The following is a 22,576-nucleotide window of genomic DNA, read 5'->3' as shown; positions in this document are numbered from 1 at the left end:
CAGGCCGAATCTGCCAACGGATGGTCTCCTGTCTGAGCGGCGGTGGGTCGGGTTTGAGATATCGGATGAATCAGGTTACTTGGAGGGAGTAGCTGACAACAAGTACGCTATACCAACATCGAGCGTGCCTCGTTTCTCGATGTTGCCGAATACCAGGAAGATCTGGGGCGTAACGCGCAGGTTGGCAACGTTGAATGCCTGCCCCTGGCTGTTTGTAAGCACGACCGAGGCGTAGGATCCGATTTGATACACTTGAAGGGCACCCATTCCCTCATCGAGTTGAGGATTTCCGCTGATCGAGATGCTTGTGTCTGCCGGCAAGACCTCAGATGCCGCCGGCAAACTGCCGCCCCCGGGCCATGGATATGCGTACGACGCATTCCCGCGTCGGGCGGCCCAAAGATAATCCATGCCACTCCCCAGATCCACAAGGTGGGCGACACAGTCGGGTACAAAACTGAGACTGCCTTGGCGGTATGGCCAATAAGCGCCATGGGGGCGGAAGGCTGTGTACGACCCTGTGCGGAGGTTGACTGAGAGAATCTCACGTCCCCCCTCTCCCATTGGCCCCGGCACGGTAACTGTGGGTTCGTATCCAGTCAAAAAATAACCCGTATACGGATTATATTGAAAATTGCCCGAGCCATCCCCGTGAAACACGGCGCCGAACAGTGAGGCCCGGCTGGTTTGGACCAGATCCATGGTCCCGTTGCCGTCCAGGTCTTCCATGGCGAAAGAGCGTTGGTTTTCCACTGCCGCTTGATTGTCAAAAATGACAAACGTGCGCTCAGTCTCGCCAAAGGAAAATGCGGCTACGCCGACACGTTTGGCGTAGGCGCTTTGCAGAATACCGCTGCCGTCGAAATCTCCCAGAAACGTGAATCGTTCTTCATGGAAGCCCAACATCCCCCCCACAATATCCTGTGCCTGCCTCGACTGGGAGGAGGAAGATTGGTTTGTTTCTTTTGGGGCCGACGACTGCTGTGCCGTGGCGGCTGCCGCAGGAGCGGCGGGCTCCGCTTTCTCGATCTCGCTGTTCTTCCTGGCTTCAATGAAGGGGTTGGGAAGATCCTCTTTGGCTGCCTGGGTGTCGCGAGTCAAGGCTCCATCGCGGCGATTAAAGACGCTGGTGAACAGAGATTTGAAAGAGGAATTGAGCACAAGGTCGGCAAAATTCTGTGTCGCCAGCTGGTTTCTTGGCTGGAAGGATCGATTGATTCCCACCCTGTTACTGAAAGTCCCACGTGCATTGCCCGACTGCCCGGCGACGATGAGGTGCGGTTCTGCATCGGGAGCGATCACTGTGGGAAGATCCAGATCCTGGGGGCTGGACATGTAAACCATGGCCGGAAAGGCAGATCGCCAGGATGCGCGAGCAGCGTGGTCGACCTCGGGGAGCTGATCCGGCATTCCTGACGATGATGGGCCGTGGAGGGCTCTCGGGCTCACCCGAGACAGTTGTCGAGCGGAACCTGGAGCTGCAGGATCCTCTTGGAAACAGCCGCCGAGGACCAACGACATCGCGGCGAGCAAAACAGCTATTCCACTTCGCATGATTGAGCCTTGGTTAAGCTCCAGCTTGAACTCGAAATTCGCTGCGGCTACACCACCGGATCCCAGGTTCAACGCGATCCCGGCATAGCTGCCCTATTGTACACAAACTGAAACGCACAGCAACCGAAAAAGCATATTTCTGTGATTTCTATCACTTAGGGGGGATTTACAACTTGTCAAGCGCCTGAGCCCGGCTATATGTCTCCAGCGCCTTATCGACCTTGCCTTCGGATGCATAGACATGCGCCTTGATGTAAAGCACGGAGGCCTTGTCGACGTTTCTGTTCATTCGAGCGAAGGCCTCGTCCAAGACATTATGCGCGAGCGCGAACTGTTTTGCCGTGACGAGCATGTCGGCGATGATGGATGCCGATTGCGCAATCTTGTCTTCTTCCTTATCGGGCAGATTGAGCGCGAAGATCATCCTCATTTCGGGCAAAACACGATCGAAGCGCCCTTGCTCGATCAAACCCTTGACAATCTCATGCTTTGCCCCGGCGCTTAAGAGCATCTGATCGACTTGTCGCTGGCTTACTTCTCCGGCCGCAGTATTGCCTTGCTGCCCCGATTGTGCGCCGGTTTGGGCAGGGGGGGCGGCCAGCGAGGTTATCGCTAAGCAAAAAGTGACGACAAAGACCAGACAGCCCCGGTGTAAGTGGCTTATTTTCCCGAACTTAGTCTTATTCATGATCTCCGCTCCTCTCACCTTTTCTCGAGCGTTCGGGAAGGGCTGGATCCGGTGTCCGGCCCGTCGTGCCTGAATGGATTGATCTTGGTATTGTTCCAAGGTGACGTAGCGAAAGGATTGTATGATTCCGCATTTTGCGGCAAAAGTGCGTGATAGGTACGATCAATTTCGGCCAGTTGCTGTGCTTCGGCGCGGACGGCGGACCAGTGAAAGAACGCCACGCTTAATCCAATTACTAGGGTCGCTGCCAGGGCCCAAACCTCCAAGCGGAGCCAGCCCGGCTTGCCGAGGGTGAACACGCGATTTGAAAACCAGTCCCTGGAGGCCGGTTCTTCCCGATCAAGACCCACGGAAATTCTGGACCAGAGGTACGCAGGCGGCTCGAAAAACTCCATTTCGCGGAACAGCCGGTTCATCGCGGACATCTCGTCTCGGAGGGCACGACAGCTGCGACAGCATTCAACATGTTGTTCCAAATGCTGAGCTGAGCTGCTATCCAGCTGCCTGTCCAGCCAGGCTGAGATCTGTTTCCGGGAAATGTGGCTCATCATCCGTTTGCCTTGGTGCCAGGATTCAAATTGAGGTATCCTCCAAGTTCTTCCCTGGCGGTTAGACGTGCCCGGTAAATATCCGTCTTTACCGATAACAACGAACGGCCGACCACAGCGCTTATATCCTTGTAACTCATCTCCTGGACCACAGCCAGGATGAACACCTCTCGAAGCTTCAGTGGCAAGCCGTCGAGCACTGCCTGAAGCCTCTGTCCCAACTCCACATTCAGAAGAACTTTCTCAGGATTTGCGTGCAGCCGGTTCTCCTTGGGCTCGATGGAATTGCTGCCGTCAGGGTCTTCAGCGGCCAGAGAATCGACCTTTTTGCGCCGGAACTTCTGATAGACTTCGTTACGCGCAATCCTGTAAATCCACGACTCAAGCTGACCCGGATCTCTCAAGGTTACAAGTCGCTTAAGAGCGATCAGGAAAGTCTGCTGGGTCAGGTCTTCGGCTTCCTCGCGCGAACCCAGCAACCTATACAAGAAGTTGTAGATGCGGGATACAAAGCAGCTGTAAATCGCTTCGAATGCGTCACGATTTCCCGCCTGTGCGTCCCGCACAAGCTTCCTGATCTCCGAGTCGTTCTTCATCGACCGGCAATTATACAGATGTTCGACCCCTGGTAAAGTCGCAAAGCAGAAACTTTTTAGCCACCTTTGAAGGGGTCGCGCATCTGTATGACTGTACGCATCGTACGGCGTGCATCAACAGCTAAAAATCTGTCCCGTTCGCGGGAATCAGAAAAAGCTTACCCGGGCACGCATCAGCGGCCCGGTGCCTGAGTCAGGAGGCGCATCCCGCTGACAGCGAGAGGCGAATCCAGCGGCACCAGTAATTACCCATAGCAGTAGTTGATATTCTTGCAGCACGACCACTAGTGGTGAGTAAGTACTTACAACACTCAATAAGGAGCATAGCCTAGATGAAAACTAAAACGCTTTTAATAGCAGCCGTGATTTTTGTTGTTATATCGGCGGCCGCTTTTGCCCAGAATACGGCGACGTTCAGCGTGGGCAGCATCCCGGTGACGACAGTCATCAACACCGGTCAGGCTGAGAGAACGGGAGACGTCACCTTTACTCAGGTATCGGGCACCTCTGCCGCTGGCACGATCACGATCAATTATGGCGTGCCGATCACTTCTCCCGACCTGCAGACCGCAGGCCAGACTCTGCTAACTAAGAGTTCGGCCGGGTATATTGGAGCGGGAGTGACTGTCAGCACTGCTTCAAACAACGCTTTAGGTCTGTTGGTGATTACGGTTCCGGGTGGCGTTGCCGCAGGCAACGTGATTATCGTCAGCGGCATCCGCGTGGCTATTGCCGGTACCTCACTGACCAGCCTGAGCGTCACCCTCACGACCACCGGAAATGCTATCGTCGCCGGCGAAACCTCCGCTTTGGTGATCAGCTCGATCGCGGCGGGCATTAGCGCGATTGCCGTGCCCGACGGTGGCAGTCCGCCGATAACCGTGGCCGTACCTGGAAAGATCAACGCGGTAACAGGCGCCGTTGATGTTGCTACCGCGGTGATTACAATCAAGGAAGGGTTCCTGCAGGCGTGGACCGACAGAACCATCAATGGCCAGGGAGCCACTACCGGCGTAGGCGTCCGGATCACCGTGGATGCGCCGCCGAAGGGGGTGACTTACACATTCCCGAATTTGCTGGCAACCACGAATGCCGCCAGCGGCGCAGCTGTAGGCAGCCAGTTCCAGAGAGGGGATAGCACTGGATCATTGGTGACGTCGACAACGACCCTCAGCAGCAGCAGCAATTCCTTTTCGGTGTTTTACTATTGCGCCTCCGACATCGGAGACTCGGTGCTCGAGCTCTTGCCGATCTCGGTGGCGATTGCATCCGATCCGACTCAGGAGACCTTGCCGTTAGCGTCTGTGGTCCTTAATTACAAGGTATCGTTGGCGCCGACGGGGAATGCCTTCAACAATGACGGTTCGATTATTACGAACCGGGTCCCCCGTTTCCTGGCCACTGACCTTGGGCCTGCCCCATTTGTGATTATCGCAGGTCGCCTGACTGCCCTGCTGATGCCGTATGCCACGTTCGGATCGGGCTTCGACACCGGCATCGCGATCTCGAACACCACACAGGATCCTGGGGCTGCGGTAATGGGAACGACCACTGCTGCAACTCCTCAGAGTGGCACCATTACCTTCTACTTCTTCCCACAGGGGACTGCAACGCACCCCAATCCATATACGACGGTCGGCACTTCTCCAGGATCAGGCTTGGATTCCTCCGGGAACGTGATCTCCGGCAGCACGTATGTGGTGCTGTTGTCGCAGCTATTGACAGCAACCGGTACCCCGGGCCCGTTCAATGGCTACGTTATTGCTGTCACAAACTTCTCGAACGGTCATGGGATCTTTGTGCTGAGCAATTTCGTCACATTCGGTCAGAGCGCGCTGATGCAGGTGCTTTCGAATCGCGCTTTCCTGCCCGAAATAACAGGTAACTAGTTTCCCTGGTTTGCCAATGATAAAAAGGGGTTGCCCGAGGGCAACCCCTTTTTTTATCCGTCCTCTTCGATTCCCTCGATGAATAAATACGGTCGGCAAGTTGTCAACCGCGTCCGAGACACGAAGGTCATAAGGTCGGTGTATCTGATACTACAAAGAGGCCTCCTCGTGTAGTATTCTCTTTGCGAAGGGCCATCGGCCGTCTTGCAAGAAAACGAACGATAGATTGCCTCAGAAAGAGTAGGACCCGGATGCTGCAATTATCCAGCAGTCCAACGCCTCTTGGTGGACTGCGGTCGCTCACAATTCGATTCTTGCTGGGAGTTTTCCTCGTGCAGGCGCCTTCAGGCGTTTTTGCAGGCGGCCAGGGTGCGCCAAAGCCCTCCCCCCAAGGCGCCGGCGCCTCCCCACCCAGGAGTGCCGCAAAGCCGTCACTCGATCTGCTTCTCTCAAGGGCGAACTCGTATTGGTCTTTGCTGGCGCGAGGGCAAAAGCGCCTGGCGCTGGCGTACGTAGAGCCCTCTGCCCGCGAAAACTTCCAGGACCGCCAGGCTTCGGATTTTTCCGAGCCCCGGATTACTGGTCTCACCCTGACGGGAAAACCCGCGGAAGTATCCGTGACTGTCGAGGTAAAGAAAAAATTCCCCATGTTGCCTGCAAACGTCTCCTGGCCGGTGACAGAGAAGTGGGTTTTTCGCAACGGGAACTGGTTCGTGTTGGTGGAGAAGGTTTCGGCAATGCCCATGTTCCCCAACTCGCCTGGGCAGGCGAAAACTCCGTCATTAAGTCCGGGAGAAGTTGAAAAACGCGAGCAGGCAATCAGGGATGCGCTTCAGTTCGAAACCAGCACCCTTGAGTTCGGGACCGTTCGTCAAGGAGATGTCGTCAGTCTCTCCCTGGGGTACCAACTGACGGGCGAGGAGGCGCTCGGGATTGCCGTAAAAAACTCTCCGGAGGCTCTATTTGTTCGTAACCTCCCGGACAGGAAATTGCCGTCCGGGAAAGGGCGGAACATAAAGATGGAGCTCCTGACCGAAAACTACGCAGGAGAGATTAATGAGGAGTTTACGACCGTCATCAGCCGGCAGGATGTCGGGGTTTCATATCAGTTCAACATCCATGGGTTCGTTTATGCCCCAGTATCCTCCACTCCCGCGGTTTTGAAATTTCTGAGCGGCGAGCGCGAAAAAGAGATAATTGTTAGGAACAATTCCAAATCGGAAGTGATCATCACAGCACCTGAGAGCGTCAATTTCGCCGTAAAACCCCTTCCGCAGACTCTGCCACCCGGAGGAGAATGCCGGCTCAAGGTGAGCGCGCTCCTGAATACATCAGATAAAAACTACCGGGAACCGCTCTCTCTGGGCTTTGCCAAACCGGTAGAAGGCAAGGGCGGCCTCACCATCGGCGTCATTTTCAACTACGAGGAACCAAAGCCGATCGATATTCGGCTGAAGGAAATCGAGGAGTGGATGAGCAAAGCCGGCCTGCCGATCAAAAAATGACGAGCGACAAATGGCGACTCCCCGTCATTTGCCGCTCGTCATTGATCCCAAATTCCTCAGTTGCCTATGTTTTGCGCTGGGATCGCGCTCAGTGATAGTCCGTCGAGGCTTCCAAAAAGAGAAAAACTCGTGACGGGCACGCTGGACAGTATGTGGATGTAACCTCCTGACTGGCCCGCCGATGCGGGTACCAATTCGTGAATCAGCTTGGCCATCTTCTGGCCGGGATTCAGCGTTGTCGAGTAAGTCCCGATGCGAATCCCTGAGTTATTGAAAACCTCCAGGGAGATTGAAGCAGCTGCGGACGGATTGGTGTTCAGGATTGCCACACCGGTATAATAACCTGCATTCTCGGCCACGTGCGAGAAGACGAAATCGGAGGCCGGAGGAATAGACAGCGGGAGTGCCGCCGACCCGGAGCCATTCGCGGCGCTGAATCGTACTGATCCTACGACGGCCGGCGTCTCACTGAACCACCCCACCAGGAATGGTGCTACGTCCACACGGATAGATCCGGTCGCCAACGTTGCACCCAGGGAAGGGAACAGGCTTGCGATCGTTTGGATCGCCTGCGCGCCCGGCTGAATCGAAATCTTGGCCGGGTTTCCGAGTGTGGCTCCGTTGTTGTCAAACAACGTCACGGTGAGATTCGCCACCACGTTCACATCGGTATTCACCAAAGTCAGCTCTGATGTATATCCACCGCCCGATGCGAAGTGGGGCAGATAGAAGGTGCTCAGCTGCAGTGGTTGTTGTCCCGGCAGCACGTTGGAATCGAGGGAGTTGCCGAAGGTCTCACGTATGACCAGAGGGAGCCCGGATTGCCCGGCTATGTAGCCGCCTGCGAACGAGTCCAGAACCACTCCAGGGAAAAGTTCCTGAAGCCTCCGATTCATCGTCCCATTGGATGCAATGCTTAACGAAGCCGTCGAGATGGGGGCGCCGCTGGCATCGTACAATGTCATTGCTGCGTCGGCAGAGGTGGTATTCGGATTGAACAGCTCAAAAACTGTAAAAGGAGCTGAGGCCTGACGGAAGACGACGGGCCATACCCATTTCTGCAGAGTGCCTGCATACGCGGTGGCCCCATCCAGCCTCGACCCCTGGTCATCGCCCAGAAGATAGAATCCCGGCATAACCGGAGCTTTTGCCACCGCCAGAATGGTGCCAAATGAAAGCATGTTGAATCCGGGTCCAAAAAGACCGGGATCGGTGGCCAGCTTTGCCATTTGCCCCTTCGGTGGAATGGTAAGGAGTACGGGCTGTGCGATGGCGGAACCTGCAGCATCGAAAGGCGTCAGCGTCACCTTAACGGCGAGATCCAGCGGATTTGTGAGGGCGATGCCGGTGTAGGTAGCATCGACCAGAGCGCGAAAGGGAAATGCCAGCATCGTGGTGCCCGACAGGCCCGGCAAGTCAGACGCATTCGGTAACTCGTTCTCCCAATAGCGTGGAATGTCCGTCGACGGAAAGTTCTCGTTCGGCGTGGCGATCCCTATGGGAAAAAGAGCCGCCTGAAATGATATCGTCCCTGTTCCGCTGGTAGGAATCTCCGTCATTGTGACCGATACCTGAAATGAATCCGGGGCGTCCGTGAAGACTGGGGCCGAGGTGAAGATGTAGGTGACGGAAGTCGTGCCATCGTCTCGGGGAATCGTCTCGTCATCACCGGAAGTCGTGGTCAGTACCGCGCCCGATTCGGCAGTCACCCTGCCAGGGAAAACGCATTTGACGCCGGCGGGGATGGAAGGGAACGGGATGATCCGGATCCTGGTTGAGACTGTCTGGCCAAAAACTCCTACGGCGTCTGTAAAGGCTCCGGTGTAATTCGGGGCGATATCGAAGGCTGTGGTGCCATTGGTCACTTTGCCATTGGTGAACGAAAGCGGTTTAGACTCGCCATAATCGACGGAGAAAGGCGACTGTATGTCGCTTATGACTGTGGCTGTGTTATGACCTGCAGTAAATCCGTTGCCGGAACTCGACAGCGAAGATACGGTGGCGATGACGTGGGTGAGATTCTGACCTGCTATGGCCAGTCTCACGCCTCGAATGGTGATCGCGTCTCCGAGTCCGCCGCCGCCGGGGACATCGAGGATGAGACCATCGCCCCCGGCCACGAGGACCGGAACGTAGGCGCCCGCAAGGCCTCCCGTCCCAGTTATCGAAATCTCCCTTGCCGCATTGTTGGTGATGTGCGTCGAATATTGGATCAGAAGCTGCTGCGAAACCGTCGTCCCCGAAACCACGCCAATGACCATCTGTCCGCTCAACTCCGTAACGCCGATATCTGCAGCGGTCCGCGGAATCGATGCGATCGTCAAGATCGCCTGCCCGAAAAGCGGGGACCCGCCGAGCCCCAACAGCAAAACGCCGGCTGCCACCCTGAAGAGTTTCTTGGGAATCATTGCTTTCTACTCCTCCTGACCGGATCCACGACGGTCTCGTCCGGAATCGGTCATGTTCAATTAAATTAAATCGGGATGATGAACTATTCCTCCAGGGGGGAGTGGACGGAAGCCCACCACCGACCGACGGAAATCAGCACGTTGGTCGATCCGCTCGATGTCATAGACGCATCGGTTCCATAAATATAACGATAGCGCCCATGCGGAACTCGTTATCTCCGGGAACCTTAGGAAAATAATGCGATCCGCCGCTAAGTCTCCTGGCGGCATTCATCCCTGGCGCCGGCTGAGCGAGTAAAGGCCGAACGGATCTTATCATAGGTCGCAGGCGCCCCCAAAGCTCAACTCCTTGACTGACACGCCGGGTCTATGGACAATTAGGGCTGATTTTCCGTGAGCCTGCCCGCTGCCGTTCGGCATGATTCGATCGAGCCAGACGCTGCGCGGACGCGTTTCAGGAATCGGTTGCAAGATACAAAGTCTTCCAAGGAGAACTTATTTCGATGATCCAACAATTGACGGTCCTGATCGTCTTGTTCCTGGCGTTTCCACCATTGACAGGGTCGGTGGAAAAAGGCCGTCAGGATGCCAAAGGTGCTCCTGCAACACAAGGCGCCATTGCCGATCCGGTCGTCGTCAAAGTACTCGGCGAGTCCATTACCGAAAAGCAGGTTCTGGATACTATCAATCAACTCATGATCCAGCTGGCAAACAAGCAGCAGGCCACCGAACAGCAGCTGCAGCAGAAGAACACTCTATTTTACAGGGACGCCCTCGACACCTTGATCGGGACCATCTTGTTGAAGAATGAAGCCAAAGAGAAAAACCTCGTCGCCGACAAAGCCAAAGTCGAAGAGACCTTGCGGTCGATGAAGGGACAGTTCCAGAACGAAACCCAGTTTCAACAGGCGCTGCAGACGCAGGGTCTCAAAGAGGCGGATCTGCGCAACTCGATTGAAACCAATATTTTATGTCAGCAGGTGCTCGACCTTGTGGCTCAAGATATTCCCGCTCCCACGGATGCCGCGATCCAGAAGTTTTACGATGAAAATTCCCAATCCTTCCAGGAGCCGGAGCAGATGCGCGCCGCGAACCTGTTTTTGAAAGTGGATAAAAACGCCACCCCCGAGCAGAAGGCTGAGATCCGGAAGAAACTCGAGGCTATCCGGGCAGACATAGAGAACCACAAGATCACATTTGCCGAAGCTGCCATCAAGGAATCCGATGACAAGACGACTGGTCCGAAAGGCGGCGATCTCGGTTTTTTCAAACGCGGGGCTATGCTCAAGCCCCTCGAGGATGCGGCGTTTGCGACCAGGCCGGGGACCCTCACGCCGATCTTAGAGACTGATATCGGCTACCAACTGATCAACGTGATCGAACTCAAACCGGCGGGAAAAATCCCTCTGGAAGCGGCCAAGCCGAAAATCAAGGACTTCCTCGCACGCCAAGGCAGGCAGGAGGCCACCAAAAAACACCTCGCCGATCTCAAGACGAAAGCCAAGATTGACACGATAATGTCGGACGAGGAGTGGAACAAGCGCCATGCCGTCAAATGAGTGCCGAGTACCTCATGAGTCGTCTGCCGGGTGGGGCCTTCACATACGGCTGCGAGCACAGTCAGCCCTCTGCATCGTTTATGCGTCATGGACGCTTCCCGGGCGGGGGAATTTTTCTGCATTTCTCTGGGGGTGGTCTTTTGTTATGATCTCGCACCGTGTATAGGGACCGCCGCATCACAATTGTCATTCCATGCCTCAATGAAGAAGAGGGGATCGTGCAGGTGCTCTCGCGCATGCCCTCTTTCGTCGACGAGGTCATCGTCGTCGACAACGATTCGACCGACCGTACGGCGGAGATGGCGCGCCGCTTGGGTGCCCGCGTCATTCATGAGAAGATCCGGGGGTACGGTCGGGCTTACAAGACCGGCCTGATGCAAGCCCAGGGGGATATCATCGTCACTCTCGACGGCGACCACTCCTACCCCGTGGATGCAATATCCTATCTGCTCGAAGTCTTCCTCCACTCCGAGGTCCGTTTTCTCTCCGCCTCGCGCTTCCCGCTGAAAAACAGGCGCGCCATGTCCCTGAAGCATTGGGTCGGGAACAAACTCCTGAGCATGCTCCTGTCCATCCTTTTTTTCCGCTGGGTTCGGGATTCACAATCGGGGATGTGGGTTTTTGAGCGGGAGAGCTTGCGGGAAATGGATCTGCGGAGTGACGGCATGGCCTTCAGCGAGGAGATCAAGATTGAGGCGATCCGCAAGCGCAGGATCGGTTTCAAGGAAATCTACGTCGATTATTCCAACCGGATGGGGGAAATCAAGCTCCAGCCCTGGCGGGACGGCTATCGCAACCTCGTTTTTCTGATCCGGAAACGCTTCACACGCAGCCGCACCCCTTCCGCCCTGCGCGAAGCCAGGACGGCGAAGCAGGGGTGAGAACTCCCGTGATCGCAGAGCGGCCTTCCAGCAGACCTGAGGCTCATCCCGCATGCCCGATCTGCGCCACACCGGGCGCCGCGATCTACGCTCTCGTCCCCGACCGGTTGTTCGGCATAGCCGCCGGGAGTTTCCACCTGCACCAGTGCCGGGCCTGCGGTTGCATATTCCAGCACCCTCTTCCTGAACCTGCCGCCCTTGCTTCATTCTATCCCGAGGAATATTGGTGGTCGGAAGATCAGGGGTCGAAGCTATCCGGGGCCCTCAGCCGCATGGAACGTGCCTATCGCGAGTTCGTGGCCATGGATCACGTGCGGTTTTTGGAGCGCTGCGCGGCCGGAGCCCGCGGCCGGTCGCTGCTCGACATCGGATGCGGCAGCGGAACCTTTCTCCACCTTGCGCGCCGTCGAGGATTTCTTTGCCACGGGATGGATGTGTCGGCGCGCGCGGTCGCCGCGGCGCGTGAGCAATACGATCTGCTGGTGCGACAGGGGGACATCGGCGGAGATGCCTGGGATGGGAACAGTTTCGACTTCATTACCATGTTCCACGTGCTGGAGCATCTCCATGATCCACGGCATGCCCTCACTTGCGCAGGCCGGCTGCTTAAACCGGGCGGAAGCCTGATCCTGCAGGTGCCGAACGCATCGTCCTTTCAGGCGCGCTTGCTCGGCGCGCGCTGGTACGGACTCGATGTACCGCGCCACCTGATCAATTTCACGCCCGAGGCGCTCACCATTCTTCTAGGTCAGGCAGGATTTTCCTGTCAGCTGGTCTCGCGTTTTTCGCTCCGGGACAATCCGGCTTCCCTGGCATCAAGCCTCGCCACGAGGCTGGATCCGATCGGGCGCAGGGGGCGCGGGAAGCACAAGAGCTCGATTGTTGAGGGGGCGCTCGAGCTCTGCTATTTCGGGCTCGTGCTGCTGGCGCTGCCGCCCGCGCTGATCGAAAGCCTGTGCGGGCACGGAGGAACGATCTGGGTTCACGCGCGCAGCCAAAAAATCAACGCGGAGCGCGCAGAAAACGACGAGAGTGTGCTGTGAGGGCAATTCCCTCCGCCGCTTCTTTTTCTTTGGCAACAGATTTTTACGTTTTTCTCTGCGCTATCTGCGGTTATAGTTTTCAATTCGCAGGAGTCGCAATGGAGAAAATCAAACTGTCGAAGGCAAAGGTGCTGGTCACCGGGGCCGGCGGCTTTATCGGCAGCCATCTCTGCGAGCTTGTGCTTGCCCAGGGCGCCGGTGTGCGCGCCTTCGTGCACTACAACTCGCGGAACGACTGGGGCATGCTCGAGTGCCTGGCCAAGCGACAACTGCGGGAAATCGAGGTTGTCGCCGGCGACCTGCGCGATGCCGAGGCGGTCCGGGGTGCCGTCAGGGGCTGCACTGTGGTGTTCCATCTGGGAGCCTTGATCGGTATCCCCTACTCTTGTGCCAATCCCGCAGACGTGGTGGCGACGAATGTCGTCGGCACCCTGAACGTACTGCAGGCCGGTGTCGAGGCCGGCATCTCGCGGCTGGTGCAGGTCTCGACAAGTGAAGTCTACGGGACCGCACAATTCGTGCCCATGGATGAGGGCCATCCGCTGAATCCCCAGTCGCCTTATGCCGCATCGAAAGCGGGTTCCGACAAACTGGCCGAGAGCTTTCATCGCACCTATGGCTTGCCTGTGGTCATCATTCGGCCCTTCAACACCTACGGCCCCAGGCAATCGCCGCGGGCAGTCATCCCCACGATCATAGTGCAGGCGCTGAAGTCTTCGACCATCCATCTCGGGCGCACGGACCCGCGCAGGGACCTTACTTATGTAAAGGACACCGCCCGGGGATTCGCAGCGGCTGCGACTGCTCCCGCGTGCGAAGGCCAGACCATCCAGCTTGGCTCTGCGCAGGAGACTTCGGTCATAGAGCTGGTTGCCTTGATCGGATCCATTCTGGGCAAGCGCCTGCGGGTTGTTTTTGAACCGAAGCGGCAACGGCCGGGCACGAGCGAGGTTGAGCGGCTGTATGCGTCCAACCGCAAGGCGGCCGAACTCCTCTCCTGGCGTCCTGAGGTATCGCTGGCAGATGGCCTCGAGAAGACCATCCGATGGTTTCAGGCGCGCCCGGCTCAATATAAGCGCGAGCTCTATCATATATGACGACGACAGAATCCAAAATTATTGTGGTTTTGCCGGCTTATAACGCCGCCCGAACCCTGGAGCGTACCTACGCCGACATTCCCAAGGACAAGGTCCATCAGATTATTCTTGTGGACGATGTGAGCCACGATCAAACCGTGGAGATTGCGCGCGCGCTCGGGCTCTCAGTCGTAATCCACGTCCAGAACCGCGGCTACGGGGGCAACCAGAAGACTTGTTACCTGGAAGCCCTGAAAGAAGGCGCCGACGTTGTGGTGATGCTGCACCCGGATCACCAGTACGACTCCAAGCTGGTTCCGGAACTGGTTCGTCCCATCCTGGAAAATGAGGCCGACATGGTCATGGGATCGAGGATCTTGAACGGACAGGCGCTTGCCGGAGGCATGCCGTTCTGGAAGTTCGTTGCCAACAGGGCTCTCACGATTCTCGAAAACATCGTCTATCGGACCCGCCTCACCGATTGCCACAGCGGCTTCCGGGCATACAGCCGCAGACTTCTCACCAAGGTCCCCTTCCTGCTCAATTCCGACGACTTCGTCTTTGATTCGCAGATGATCGCCCAGGCCTTGAACTACGGATTCCAGATCCGTGAAATTGCCGTTCAGGCGCGTTATTTCCCGGAGGCATCAAGCGTCAATTTTCGTGTGAGCACGAAATATGGGATCAAGACCCTGGGGGTGATGCTCAGCTTTTCGCTCCAGCGCCTGGGCCTGTACCGCCCGGCGATCTTCAACCGAACCCTGCCCGAAGTGGTCAGCCGTCACTACCACGAGGCGATCTTCGGAAACAAATCGTGAGATTTTGGATTGCTGATTCTGGGTTGGGAGAGTGGCGACCAGGAATGTACGCGATCTTCAAGATTGTCGATCGCCCCGTATCCCCCTGTGAATAGGATTGGTTTCTAGTTCCCTGTCATTTGATGGATGAACCGGCAAAGGGAAGGACTTTTTGCAGCCTGAAACCCCCAATCCAAAATCCAAAATCGAAAAGGGGCTGGTCTCCGTCATCGTCGTCAACTGGAATGGCCTGGCTTATCTCGGAGAGTGCCTCGACTCCATCGAAGGCCAGTCGTATCTCGCTACCGAACTCCTTGTGATCGACAACGGCTCGACCGACGGTTCGCGCCCGTGGCTGCAGGCAAGGTGCGGCGAGAAGTGGAGGCTGATCGAGCTGGCTTCAAACCTGGGATTCGCGGGGGGCGTTAATGCGGGAATCCGCGCCTCGCAGGGAGAATTCGTTGCCTTGCTGAACAACGATGCGGTCGCCGATAGCAACTGGCTGGCCAATCTGGCCGCGTGCATGGAGAATCCCGAGGTGGGCATGGCGGCCTCAAAGATACTCTTTTACGAACAGCGCCAGATCATCGACAAGGTCGGTCACCTGCTTTACCCTGACGGCCTCAATCGGGGTCGGGGTGCCGGGGATGTCGATCGCGGACAACATGATCGAAGCGATGATGTCTTCTTCCCGGACGGCTGCGCGGCCCTGTACCGGCGCAGCATGCTCGAAGATATCGGAATGTTCGACGAGCAGTTCTTCGCCTATGGGGACGACGCTGACCTCGGTTTGCGGGCGCGCTGGCGCGGCTGGATTTGCAGATACGCCCCGGAGGCCAAGGTGTACCACCGCCACTCGAGGAGTCTCGGCAAGTATTCCCCCCAAAAAGCATTTCTCGTCGAACGCAACCGGCTCTGGGTGGCCGTGAAGCTTTTCCCGATGCCGTTGCTGCTGATCTCTCCGCTGTTTACTTTGTGGCGCTTTTTCTGGCATCTTTCCAGCATTCTGAGAAGTCGCGGTCTGGCGGGCGGCGTGACTAGGGAGTACAGCGCCGGCAGCCTGTTTGTTGCCTTGGTGCGGGCCTATCTTTCCGGCCTGCAAGGCCTGGGCGAAATCCTGAGGAAGCGGAGGATGGTTTTCCGCAGCAGGAGGATCACATACCGGCAATTCTACGCGTTGCTGCACAGGTATCGGATCTCTGCCAGGGACTTGGCGCTGCGGGATTGAAAAATTCAGGTACAGTCCCAAAAGAGCTGGGGGCCCACCCGGCGACGCATGAAGAGGAAGCGAACACAGAGTCTTGGAGCCCTGGCGTCTTGGCGGTCAAGCAGGCGGCTAACCGCCAAAACTCAAAGACTCGAAGGCGCCAGGAGCTATTTTCGAAGCATGGGTTGGGGAGTGTTTTCTCCACTCCGTGCAGCGGGACTTTGAGGAGAGTAGCTTGATAAATCCGCGACTGAAGTCGCTTGCAGAAAAGTTGCTGCCGCATTTTCTGGTCGCGCGGCTGGATCCGATTCAGGAGATCGTCGAATCGGAAGCGAAGGTCGCTGCAGCCCGGATCGCGGACGGGCAGGTGGTGCTTGATGCAGGCGCGGGCGAAGCGCGTCATAGACGATATTTCACGCGCGGGCGCTATGTGGCCTTGGATTCGGGAACCGGGGATCCGGATTGGGACTACTCTCACCTCGATGTTCAGGCGGATCTGGAACATCTGCCCCTCGGATCGGGCTCCGTGGACTGCGTTCTCTGCATGGTGGTCCTTGAGCATACGCGTGATCCCAGACGAGTGCTGAGCGAGTTCGCCCGTGTCCTCAAGGCCGGCGGCTCGCTCTTTCTCGTCGTGCCTTTTCTCTGGGAGGAGCACCAGGCGCCGCATGATTACCTTCGATTCACGCGTCACGGCGTCCGCCTGCTCCTGGAAAACTTGCCGCTTCGGGTAGACCTACTCTGCCCAATGGGTGGTTTTTTCTGGGTATGTGCCCGGCGTTGTGTCAGTTTGTTGGGCTTTTTTCAACAAGGCTGGCGGTGGATTCTGTTCGTTCCTCTGGCCCCCTTCTTCGGCCTGCTGCTGCCCCTGCTCCTGTATTTTCTGGACCCGCTGGATCAGAACAGAGAGTTTTCGCTCGGCTTTCGGGTACGCGCGATCAAAGAAGGGAATTGATGCCGATGGGACGGCAGACTCAGTGCCTGGTCACCGTGCTCGCGTTCACGGCCGCCCTCTGGGCCGTGAACATCCTTTGGTTGCAGCGCGACACTCGCCCTCCTGTTTGGGACATGGCGCTGCATCAGAGCTATGCCCTCAACTACGTGCCGCAGTCCCGGGAGCCGGCGCAAGCGATGTCGTGGGCGTCACGTTCCGGAAACTATCCGCCCTTCGTCCATATGACGATCGCGCTTTGCTTCCTTATCTTTCATCCTAGCCCGCATATCGCGGTTCTGGCCAACATCCCGGCCACGATGCTGCTTTTTTGGGCGGTCTACATGCTGGGCTGGGATCTAGCCGGTGCGCGAGCGGCGAGGTGGGCGTGCCTGCTCACAGCGCTGACGCCGTATCTGCTGTGGATGTCCCGCGAGACGGTGCTCGATTACTGGCTTGCTGCCTGGGTGGCGGCCGGCCTCGTCGCGCTCCGGAAGACGGAAGGGTTCGAGTCCCATTCTCGCAGTTTCCTTTTCGGGTTGACTTGCGCTCTCGGGATGCTCACAAAGTGGTTTTTCGCCGCATTTCTCTTTCTTCCCCTGCTCTATGTGGGCATCCGGTTCCGGATCTGGCGCGACCGGGCGCGCATGCTTCACCTCGCCGACGCTCTTCTGGTTGCAGGTCTGGGAGCGGGTGTGTGGTACCTCCCGAATCTGCCGAACCTGACGCGCTACTTCATGGAGAACGCGCAGGTCGGCGCGCTGGAAGGCGAACCGAGAGTGTTTTCCTTCCAATCGCTCATCTATTACCTTCGGCTGCTGGAAGGCTACCAGCTTTTCGGCATCCTGTTCCTGCTTCTGATCCTTGCCGTCGTCTTCACATGGAGGCGGCGCCTGCTGCGCGACGGTAAGTTTCTCATCGCGGCAGTGTGCGGAGGCTGGCTCGCGATGACCCTCTTGCGCACCAAGGATCCCCGCTTCACCATGCCGCTGCTCGGACCCATGTTCATCGTGGCCGGTGCCTGGCTGCAATCCTGGAGCAACACCCGGCAGGTATACGTGCTCAAGGCCGGGCTGGCCCTGGTCCTGGGCTTTCAGGCGTATGCAGCCAACTTCGGGGTGCGCTGGCTCCCGCAGGAGATCGTGCTGGCGCACGGCTACAGCGGCAGCCTGCGTTGGGACTGGAATCTTTACCTTCAGCACTATTTCCATGTTCTGGGAGCGCCACGCCGCGAAGACTGGAAGCTGGAGGCGATTCTCGGCAAAGTAGCCGAGGATGCCCGAACCAGAAATGCCCCTCCGGACCTTGCTCTGATTCCAGATCTGCCCCGGTTTAATGCGATGAATTTCACTCTTACGGCACGGTTGCGAGGGTGGCCCGTGCATGTCCGGCACCTGAGGACCCAGCCCGATGGGGTTCAGGCATTCGACGGCTTTCAATATGTGGTCATGACCGACGGCGATCAGGGAATGTCATGGACGACGGGATTCAGCCGGGCGCTGAGCGAGATCATTGTGGATGACCCGCGCACCTTCCGGCTCGTGGAACTCTATATTCTCCCCGACGGCAGTTGCGCGCGCCTCTACTCCATTCACCGCAGCTCCACTGAGGAGGATGGACCCCGAAGAGTCGATGCGGAGAAGGACATCGTTTCTTCCTACCGTCAGAGCTCCATTCCATGCTCCTCTACGCGCCCTGCGTGCTCCGCGTTGAGGCTTTTATGAAAGCGTCGACTCGTTACCCGGCCTGGCAGCGTTTCCAGGTGCATCGCGACCTGGCATTGCTCGTCCTCGTCGTGATCGGCTGTGCCGTTCCTTTCCTGTCTCAGCCCTTTCACATGGACGACAGCTTTTATATGGACATGGCGCGCGGCGCCCGAGCCCATCCGTTGCACCCGTATGATGTGCCTTACGATTTTGGCGGCTTCCATGTGCCCGACATGGCGTCCCATTCCCACCCGCCGCTGCAGGCGTATTTCCTGGCGGTTGTGCAGCGTTTTGCCGGCGAGGGAGAAGGCAGGGAATGGATATTTCATACGGTGGCGCTGCTGTTCCCCTTGCTCGCGGCCGTGTCCATGTACTTCATTGCCGCCGTTTTCGTGGAGAGACCGATCTGGCCATCACTGGTCATGTCGGTCTGCCCGCTGGTCCTGATCATGGAGCACACGCTGATGGCGGACCTGCCGACGCTGGCCTTCTGGCTGGCCGCCAGCGCCTGTTTCCTGTGGGCCACTGAATTGAGTCGGAAGGGTCTGTATGTGGCAAGCGCCCTGTTCCAGTTTGCCGCCATGTTCGCGAGTTATCAGGCCATCGCGCTGGTGCCCCTGCTCGGCTTCTACCACATCCGCAAACGCGGGCGGGCTGCCGGCTGGTTCTCGCTGCTCCTGCCCCTGGCCGGCATGTGCGCGTGGCTCGGAGTGACTTCCGCCCATTATGGCCGGCTTGTGCTACGGGACACGTTCGCGTACGTCCAGTCGAACCAGGCCGCCGCTCCAGGTCTGCTCGGCACCAAAGCGCTGGCGCTGCTCCAATACCAGGGCTGGCTGATCGTATTTCCGTTCTTCCTGCTCTATATCTTTGCGCGGGGAATGAAGGGACGCGTTTTCGGCTTGGCGCTGCTGGTCTCCATTTACGCGGCCCAGGCGGAAGTTCCCGGTTATCGCATAGTGGACAAAGCCATTTTCGTCGTCGGGCTGGTCACCGGTCTGTTCATTACGGTGCGCATGCTGGCCCTGCTCAGGAAGGCCTTCGTGAGGGGAACAGACGAGGTGTTCGGGTTCACGCGCGTGGAGGCGCAATTCATCGCGCTCTGGTATTTCGGCGTCGCGGCATATTGCCTGATTCTCTTTACGGGGGGCTCGGCGCGCTATATCCTGCCGCTGGTTCCACCCCTTTTGATCTTTTTCTTCCGGTGGCTCGAGGTCAGCGAGGTGTCGGAGTATCGCTCGGACCGGAGCCCGATCTTGAATTCGGCCATGGTTGCGAGTGGCAGCCTGGTCCTGTCGCTGGCGTGGGGACTGTTCCTGGCTCAGGCGGATTTCGAGTTTGCCCGCATTTATCCGCGCGCCGCCGCCGCTTTTTCCCGCCTGTCTTCCGGTCTCGACTCCTATGTCACCGGCGAATGGGGATTCCGCTGCTACTTCGCGCGGATCGGGGCAGAACCGCTGCCGGCTCGGGAGTCTTCCGTGCGCGGAGGCAGCCTGCTCGTCAAACCGAAGTTGGCCATGCCCTACGATGCACCTGCGGATCTGGTCTCCATGACCATCCCGTACGCCAGCCTCTCTTTTGACCTGCGCACGCCTTTCCGGACTATGGACTGGCGTACACCGGCAGGCTTCTACTCCACCGCATGGGGATTGATCCCATTTTCGCTTTCAGCGCAGAGCCTGGAGACCCTTGAGATCCGTCAGGTCAGTTTCATGGTGGAAAGGCTTCCATGGGCACGCCTGGAAAGCGCCTCCGGGGTGATGCCCTGGCCTGGCCTGGTGCCTATCGGGGGAGGCACAACAGCCGTTCTGGCCAAGCCCGGAACTCGAATTACATATCCCTGGGAACTGCGCCACTCCATGCTTTTGAACCTTCAAATTGGCGTGCTGCATGATGGCGCGTCTGCGGGCGACACCGTTTTTGAATTCGAGATTCTGCATTGTGATGCGCGCGGCAAAATCCTGTCGCGGATCGAAAAGGGTCTCTGTCCGGGAACGCGAAAGGAGGATCGGGAGTGGCAGCCTGTGCGGCTTTTGCTGCCGGCGAGCGTCGCCGCGGGTGAGACGCTTGCATTTCGTTATGGTGCGAGCGGGCCGAGCGGGATCACGGGGGCGTTCGCGCAAGCTCTTTTGACGCCGAAGGAAACGAAATGAAACGAGCGTTCGCCCATCTCAGCATACTGTGCGCCCTCTGCGGAGAAATAGCCGGGGCGGGATGCACTCCGCCGCCGCAACCGCATCGGCCTGCCGCGGGCGCGATCGATCTGGCTGATCGATTCACCATCGGCCGGCACATTTCGGCCGCAGAGGGGAGCAGTGGTTCCTTCAATCGGCATGCGGTGGTTACCCGCAACGGCAGGCGGGAAGATGCGATGACTCTGGTCGCGCCGCTTGAGATTCGTGCCAGCCTTGCGGGACTGTCAGGGACCCACACCTTGAAGTTGCTGGCGACGCCGGTCTTCAATATCGGGGATGGGTTGCAGATGGACGTGCTCGTAGGAGGCGCCGGTGCCCTCAAACAGGTCTACGGGCGCTACTTTGATGCCGGCAGGAAGGCTGAGGACCGTGACTGGATCCCGCTCGAAATCGCGCTCGATCTGAGCGGAGCGGGAGATGCGTATTTGGAGATACGGATTTCGGGCGGTCCGCAGGGCGATCTGGTTGCCGACTGGCTGGCGCTGGCCGAGGTCCGGCTCGATCGTTGAATTTAGCCCGTGACAGCGGTTGGCAAAAAGGTATTATATGGTTGACTTGGTTCGGCTTGCCGTGGAGTAGTGTGTCCTTTTTTAAGGTTGCAGACCTATCGCGACAATGTTAGACTAATAGCTTTGTCAGCGCTGGCGTAGCTCAGTTGGTAGAGCAGCTGATTTGTAATCAGCGGGTCGGGGGTTCAAATCCTCTCGCCAGCTCCATTTGAGGAGAGCGGGAACGGCATTTCTGCTATAGCGGCGGCAGCGGGAATAGGATTTGCGAACCCAGGCGCGGCGGGGCGAGGTTGTTAGAGTCCGACTGTTTGGGCACGATGTTCAGCGGCCGGAGACGTGAAGGGTGTTCGGCTTCCGCGGTTCTTAGATCCACTCCTGAGGTCGAGGGCAGGCCCAGGAATCCCGCATCTGCAGGTTTTTGGGAGAGGTGGTCGAGCGGTTAATGGCACTGGGCTGTAAACCCAGCGTCCTTCGGGACTACGAAGGTTCGAATCCTTCCCTCTCCACCAGCGACTCTAGGAATTTTAGATTTTGGATTTGCGATTTTGGATTTGTACGCTTGAGAAGAACCAATCCAAAATCCACAAGCCACAATCCAAAATCCTTTGGCGAGCGGGAGTAACTCAGTTGGCAGAGTCATAGCCTTCCAAGCTATTGGTCGCGGGTTCGAGTCCCGTCTCCCGCTCCAGAGTTTCAGCCCACGTAGCTCAGTTGGCAGAGCGCGTCCTTGGTAAGGACGAGGTCATCAGTTCAATTCTGATCGTGGGCTCCACAACTCTAGGAATTTTGGATTTGCGATTTTGGATTTGAAAGGACAAATGAGAAGTGGGAGATCAATAAGGATTTTGGATTTTAGATTTTGGATTTTAGATTTGAAAGGACAAATGGAAGTGAGGGATCAATGCAGAGTCCAGGTGCAGAATGGACTTCGTGATCTTTTCTTCCAGGACCCACAATCCAAAATCCAAATTCCAAAATCCAAAATTCTTTAAGTTGGCAGAGCGCGTCCTTGGTAAGGACGAGGTCATCAGTTCAATTCTGATCGTGGGCTCCACAACTCTAGGAATTTTAGATTTTGGATTTGCGATTTTGGATTTGAAAGGACAAATGAGAAGTGGGGAATCCATAAGGATTTTGGATTTTAGATTTTGGATTTCTGATTTGAAAGGACAAATGGAAGTGAGGGATCAATGCAGAGTCCAGGTGCAGAATGGACTTCGTGATCTTTTCTTCCAGGACCCACAATCCAAAATCCAAATTCCAAAATCCAAAATTCTTTAAGTTGGCCGTCATCGATATCGAGGCAATCATCAGGTCGAGGCTGTAGCAAAGCTAGGAGAGACATATGGCGAAGGAGAAATTCGATCGCAGCAAGCCGCACGTCAACATCGGGACGATCGGGCACATTGACCACGGCAAGACGACGTTGACGTCGGCGATCACGCAGGTATTGCACAAGCTGGATCCGAAGGTGGCGATTCGGA

Annotated in this window: 19 protein-coding genes and 4 tRNA genes; 18 read left to right on the top strand and 5 right to left on the bottom strand. The window is 57.3% G+C overall.

Going from position 1 to position 22,576, the window contains the following annotated elements; all coding sequences use genetic code 11:
* Positions 1–75 precede the first annotated feature (75 nt).
* The 4 genes from LAP85_19200 to LAP85_19185 all read right to left on the bottom strand — a co-directional run bounded on the left by LAP85_19200 (position 76) and on the right by LAP85_19185 (position 3,386).
* Positions 76–1,410: a hypothetical protein gene (locus LAP85_19200; GenBank protein MBZ5498529.1), complete on the bottom strand. Its 1,335-nt coding sequence runs from the start codon at positions 1,408–1,410 to the stop codon at positions 76–78.
* 310 nt (positions 1,411–1,720) lie between these two features.
* A complete protein-coding gene (locus LAP85_19195) occupies positions 1,721–2,242 on the bottom strand; it encodes a tetratricopeptide repeat protein (protein MBZ5498528.1) in 522 nt (173 codons plus the stop codon).
* Between the two features lie 14 nt (positions 2,243–2,256).
* On the bottom strand, positions 2,257–2,793 hold the full coding sequence (locus LAP85_19190; protein ID MBZ5498527.1) for an anti-sigma factor: 537 nt from the start codon (positions 2,791–2,793) through the stop codon (positions 2,257–2,259).
* Positions 2,790–3,386, bottom strand: coding sequence for a sigma-70 family RNA polymerase sigma factor (locus LAP85_19185; GenBank protein MBZ5498526.1), 597 nt, complete (start codon positions 3,384–3,386; stop codon positions 2,790–2,792). The genes LAP85_19190 and LAP85_19185 overlap by 4 nt, the downstream gene beginning before the upstream one ends.
* Positions 3,387–3,718: 332 nt before the next feature.
* Between LAP85_19185 and LAP85_19180 the strand changes: the two genes are divergently transcribed.
* Complete coding sequence (locus LAP85_19180; GenBank protein ID MBZ5498525.1) at positions 3,719–5,275, top strand: hypothetical protein; 1,557 nt, start codon at positions 3,719–3,721, stop codon at positions 5,273–5,275.
* A 332-nt stretch (positions 5,276–5,607) separates the two neighbouring features.
* Complete coding sequence (locus LAP85_19175; protein MBZ5498524.1) at positions 5,608–6,780, top strand: hypothetical protein; 1,173 nt, start codon at positions 5,608–5,610, stop codon at positions 6,778–6,780.
* Between the two features lie 56 nt (positions 6,781–6,836).
* On the opposite strand, the gene LAP85_19170 is transcribed toward LAP85_19175, so the two are convergent.
* Positions 6,837–9,188, bottom strand: a complete 2,352-nt coding sequence (locus LAP85_19170) for a hypothetical protein (GenBank protein MBZ5498523.1) — start codon at positions 9,186–9,188, stop codon at positions 6,837–6,839.
* Positions 9,189–9,691: 503 nt separating this feature from the next.
* On the opposite strand from LAP85_19170, the gene LAP85_19165 reads away from it, so the two are divergent.
* The 16 genes from LAP85_19165 to tuf form a co-directional block, all read left to right on the top strand.
* Positions 9,692–10,747: a peptidylprolyl isomerase gene (locus tag LAP85_19165; protein MBZ5498522.1), complete on the top strand. Its 1,056-nt coding sequence runs from the start codon at positions 9,692–9,694 to the stop codon at positions 10,745–10,747.
* 158 nt (positions 10,748–10,905) lie between these two features.
* Positions 10,906–11,628 (top strand): glycosyltransferase family 2 protein, encoded by a 723-nt coding sequence (locus LAP85_19160; protein MBZ5498521.1) that lies wholly within the window; start codon positions 10,906–10,908, stop codon positions 11,626–11,628.
* 8 nt (positions 11,629–11,636) lie between these two features.
* Positions 11,637–12,671 (top strand): class I SAM-dependent methyltransferase, encoded by a 1,035-nt coding sequence (locus LAP85_19155; protein MBZ5498520.1) that lies wholly within the window; start codon positions 11,637–11,639, stop codon positions 12,669–12,671.
* 98 nt (positions 12,672–12,769) lie between these two features.
* Positions 12,770–13,768: an SDR family NAD(P)-dependent oxidoreductase gene (locus LAP85_19150; protein MBZ5498519.1), complete on the top strand. Its 999-nt coding sequence runs from the start codon at positions 12,770–12,772 to the stop codon at positions 13,766–13,768.
* Positions 13,765–14,565: a glycosyltransferase family 2 protein gene (locus LAP85_19145; GenBank protein ID MBZ5498518.1), complete on the top strand. Its 801-nt coding sequence runs from the start codon at positions 13,765–13,767 to the stop codon at positions 14,563–14,565. Before LAP85_19150 ends, LAP85_19145 begins: the two co-directional genes overlap by 4 nt.
* Positions 14,566–14,716: 151 nt before the next feature.
* Complete coding sequence (locus tag LAP85_19140) at positions 14,717–15,772, top strand: glycosyltransferase family 2 protein (GenBank protein MBZ5498517.1); 1,056 nt, start codon at positions 14,717–14,719, stop codon at positions 15,770–15,772.
* A gap of 214 nt (positions 15,773–15,986) precedes the next feature.
* Positions 15,987–16,706, top strand: coding sequence for a class I SAM-dependent methyltransferase (locus tag LAP85_19135; protein ID MBZ5498516.1), 720 nt, complete (start codon positions 15,987–15,989; stop codon positions 16,704–16,706).
* Positions 16,706–18,406: a glycosyltransferase family 39 protein gene (locus LAP85_19130; GenBank protein MBZ5498515.1), complete on the top strand. Its 1,701-nt coding sequence runs from the start codon at positions 16,706–16,708 to the stop codon at positions 18,404–18,406. The genes LAP85_19135 and LAP85_19130 overlap by 1 nt, the downstream gene beginning before the upstream one ends.
* Positions 18,403–20,541, top strand: a complete 2,139-nt coding sequence (locus LAP85_19125) for a hypothetical protein (GenBank protein MBZ5498514.1) — start codon at positions 18,403–18,405, stop codon at positions 20,539–20,541. The genes LAP85_19130 and LAP85_19125 overlap by 4 nt, the downstream gene beginning before the upstream one ends.
* Positions 20,538–21,092 carry a hypothetical protein gene (locus LAP85_19120; GenBank protein MBZ5498513.1) on the top strand — a complete coding sequence of 185 codons (555 nt, stop codon included), beginning with the start codon at positions 20,538–20,540 and terminating at the stop codon, positions 21,090–21,092. The genes LAP85_19125 and LAP85_19120 overlap by 4 nt, the downstream gene beginning before the upstream one ends.
* Before the next feature lie 131 nt (positions 21,093–21,223).
* Positions 21,224–21,299 (top strand) — tRNA-Thr (locus tag LAP85_19115).
* A 214-nt stretch (positions 21,300–21,513) separates the two neighbouring features.
* Positions 21,514–21,601, top strand: a tRNA-Tyr gene (locus LAP85_19110).
* Between the two features lie 103 nt (positions 21,602–21,704).
* A tRNA-Gly gene (locus LAP85_19105) sits at positions 21,705–21,780 on the top strand.
* A gap of 8 nt (positions 21,781–21,788) precedes the next feature.
* Positions 21,789–21,864 (top strand) — tRNA-Thr (locus tag LAP85_19100).
* A 149-nt stretch (positions 21,865–22,013) separates the two neighbouring features.
* Positions 22,014–22,373, top strand: a complete 360-nt coding sequence (locus LAP85_19095; protein ID MBZ5498512.1) for a hypothetical protein — start codon at positions 22,014–22,016, stop codon at positions 22,371–22,373.
* Between the two features lie 64 nt (positions 22,374–22,437).
* A partial coding sequence (tuf, locus tag LAP85_19090; GenBank protein MBZ5498511.1) for an elongation factor Tu occupies positions 22,438–22,576 on the top strand: 139 nt, incomplete at its 3' end.

The organism is Terriglobia bacterium (assembly GCA_020072565.1).
In the GTDB taxonomy this organism is placed as follows: Bacteria; Acidobacteriota; UBA6911; order UBA6911; family UBA6911; genus JAFNAG01.
This window is presented reverse-complemented; position numbering and strand designations above follow the sequence as displayed.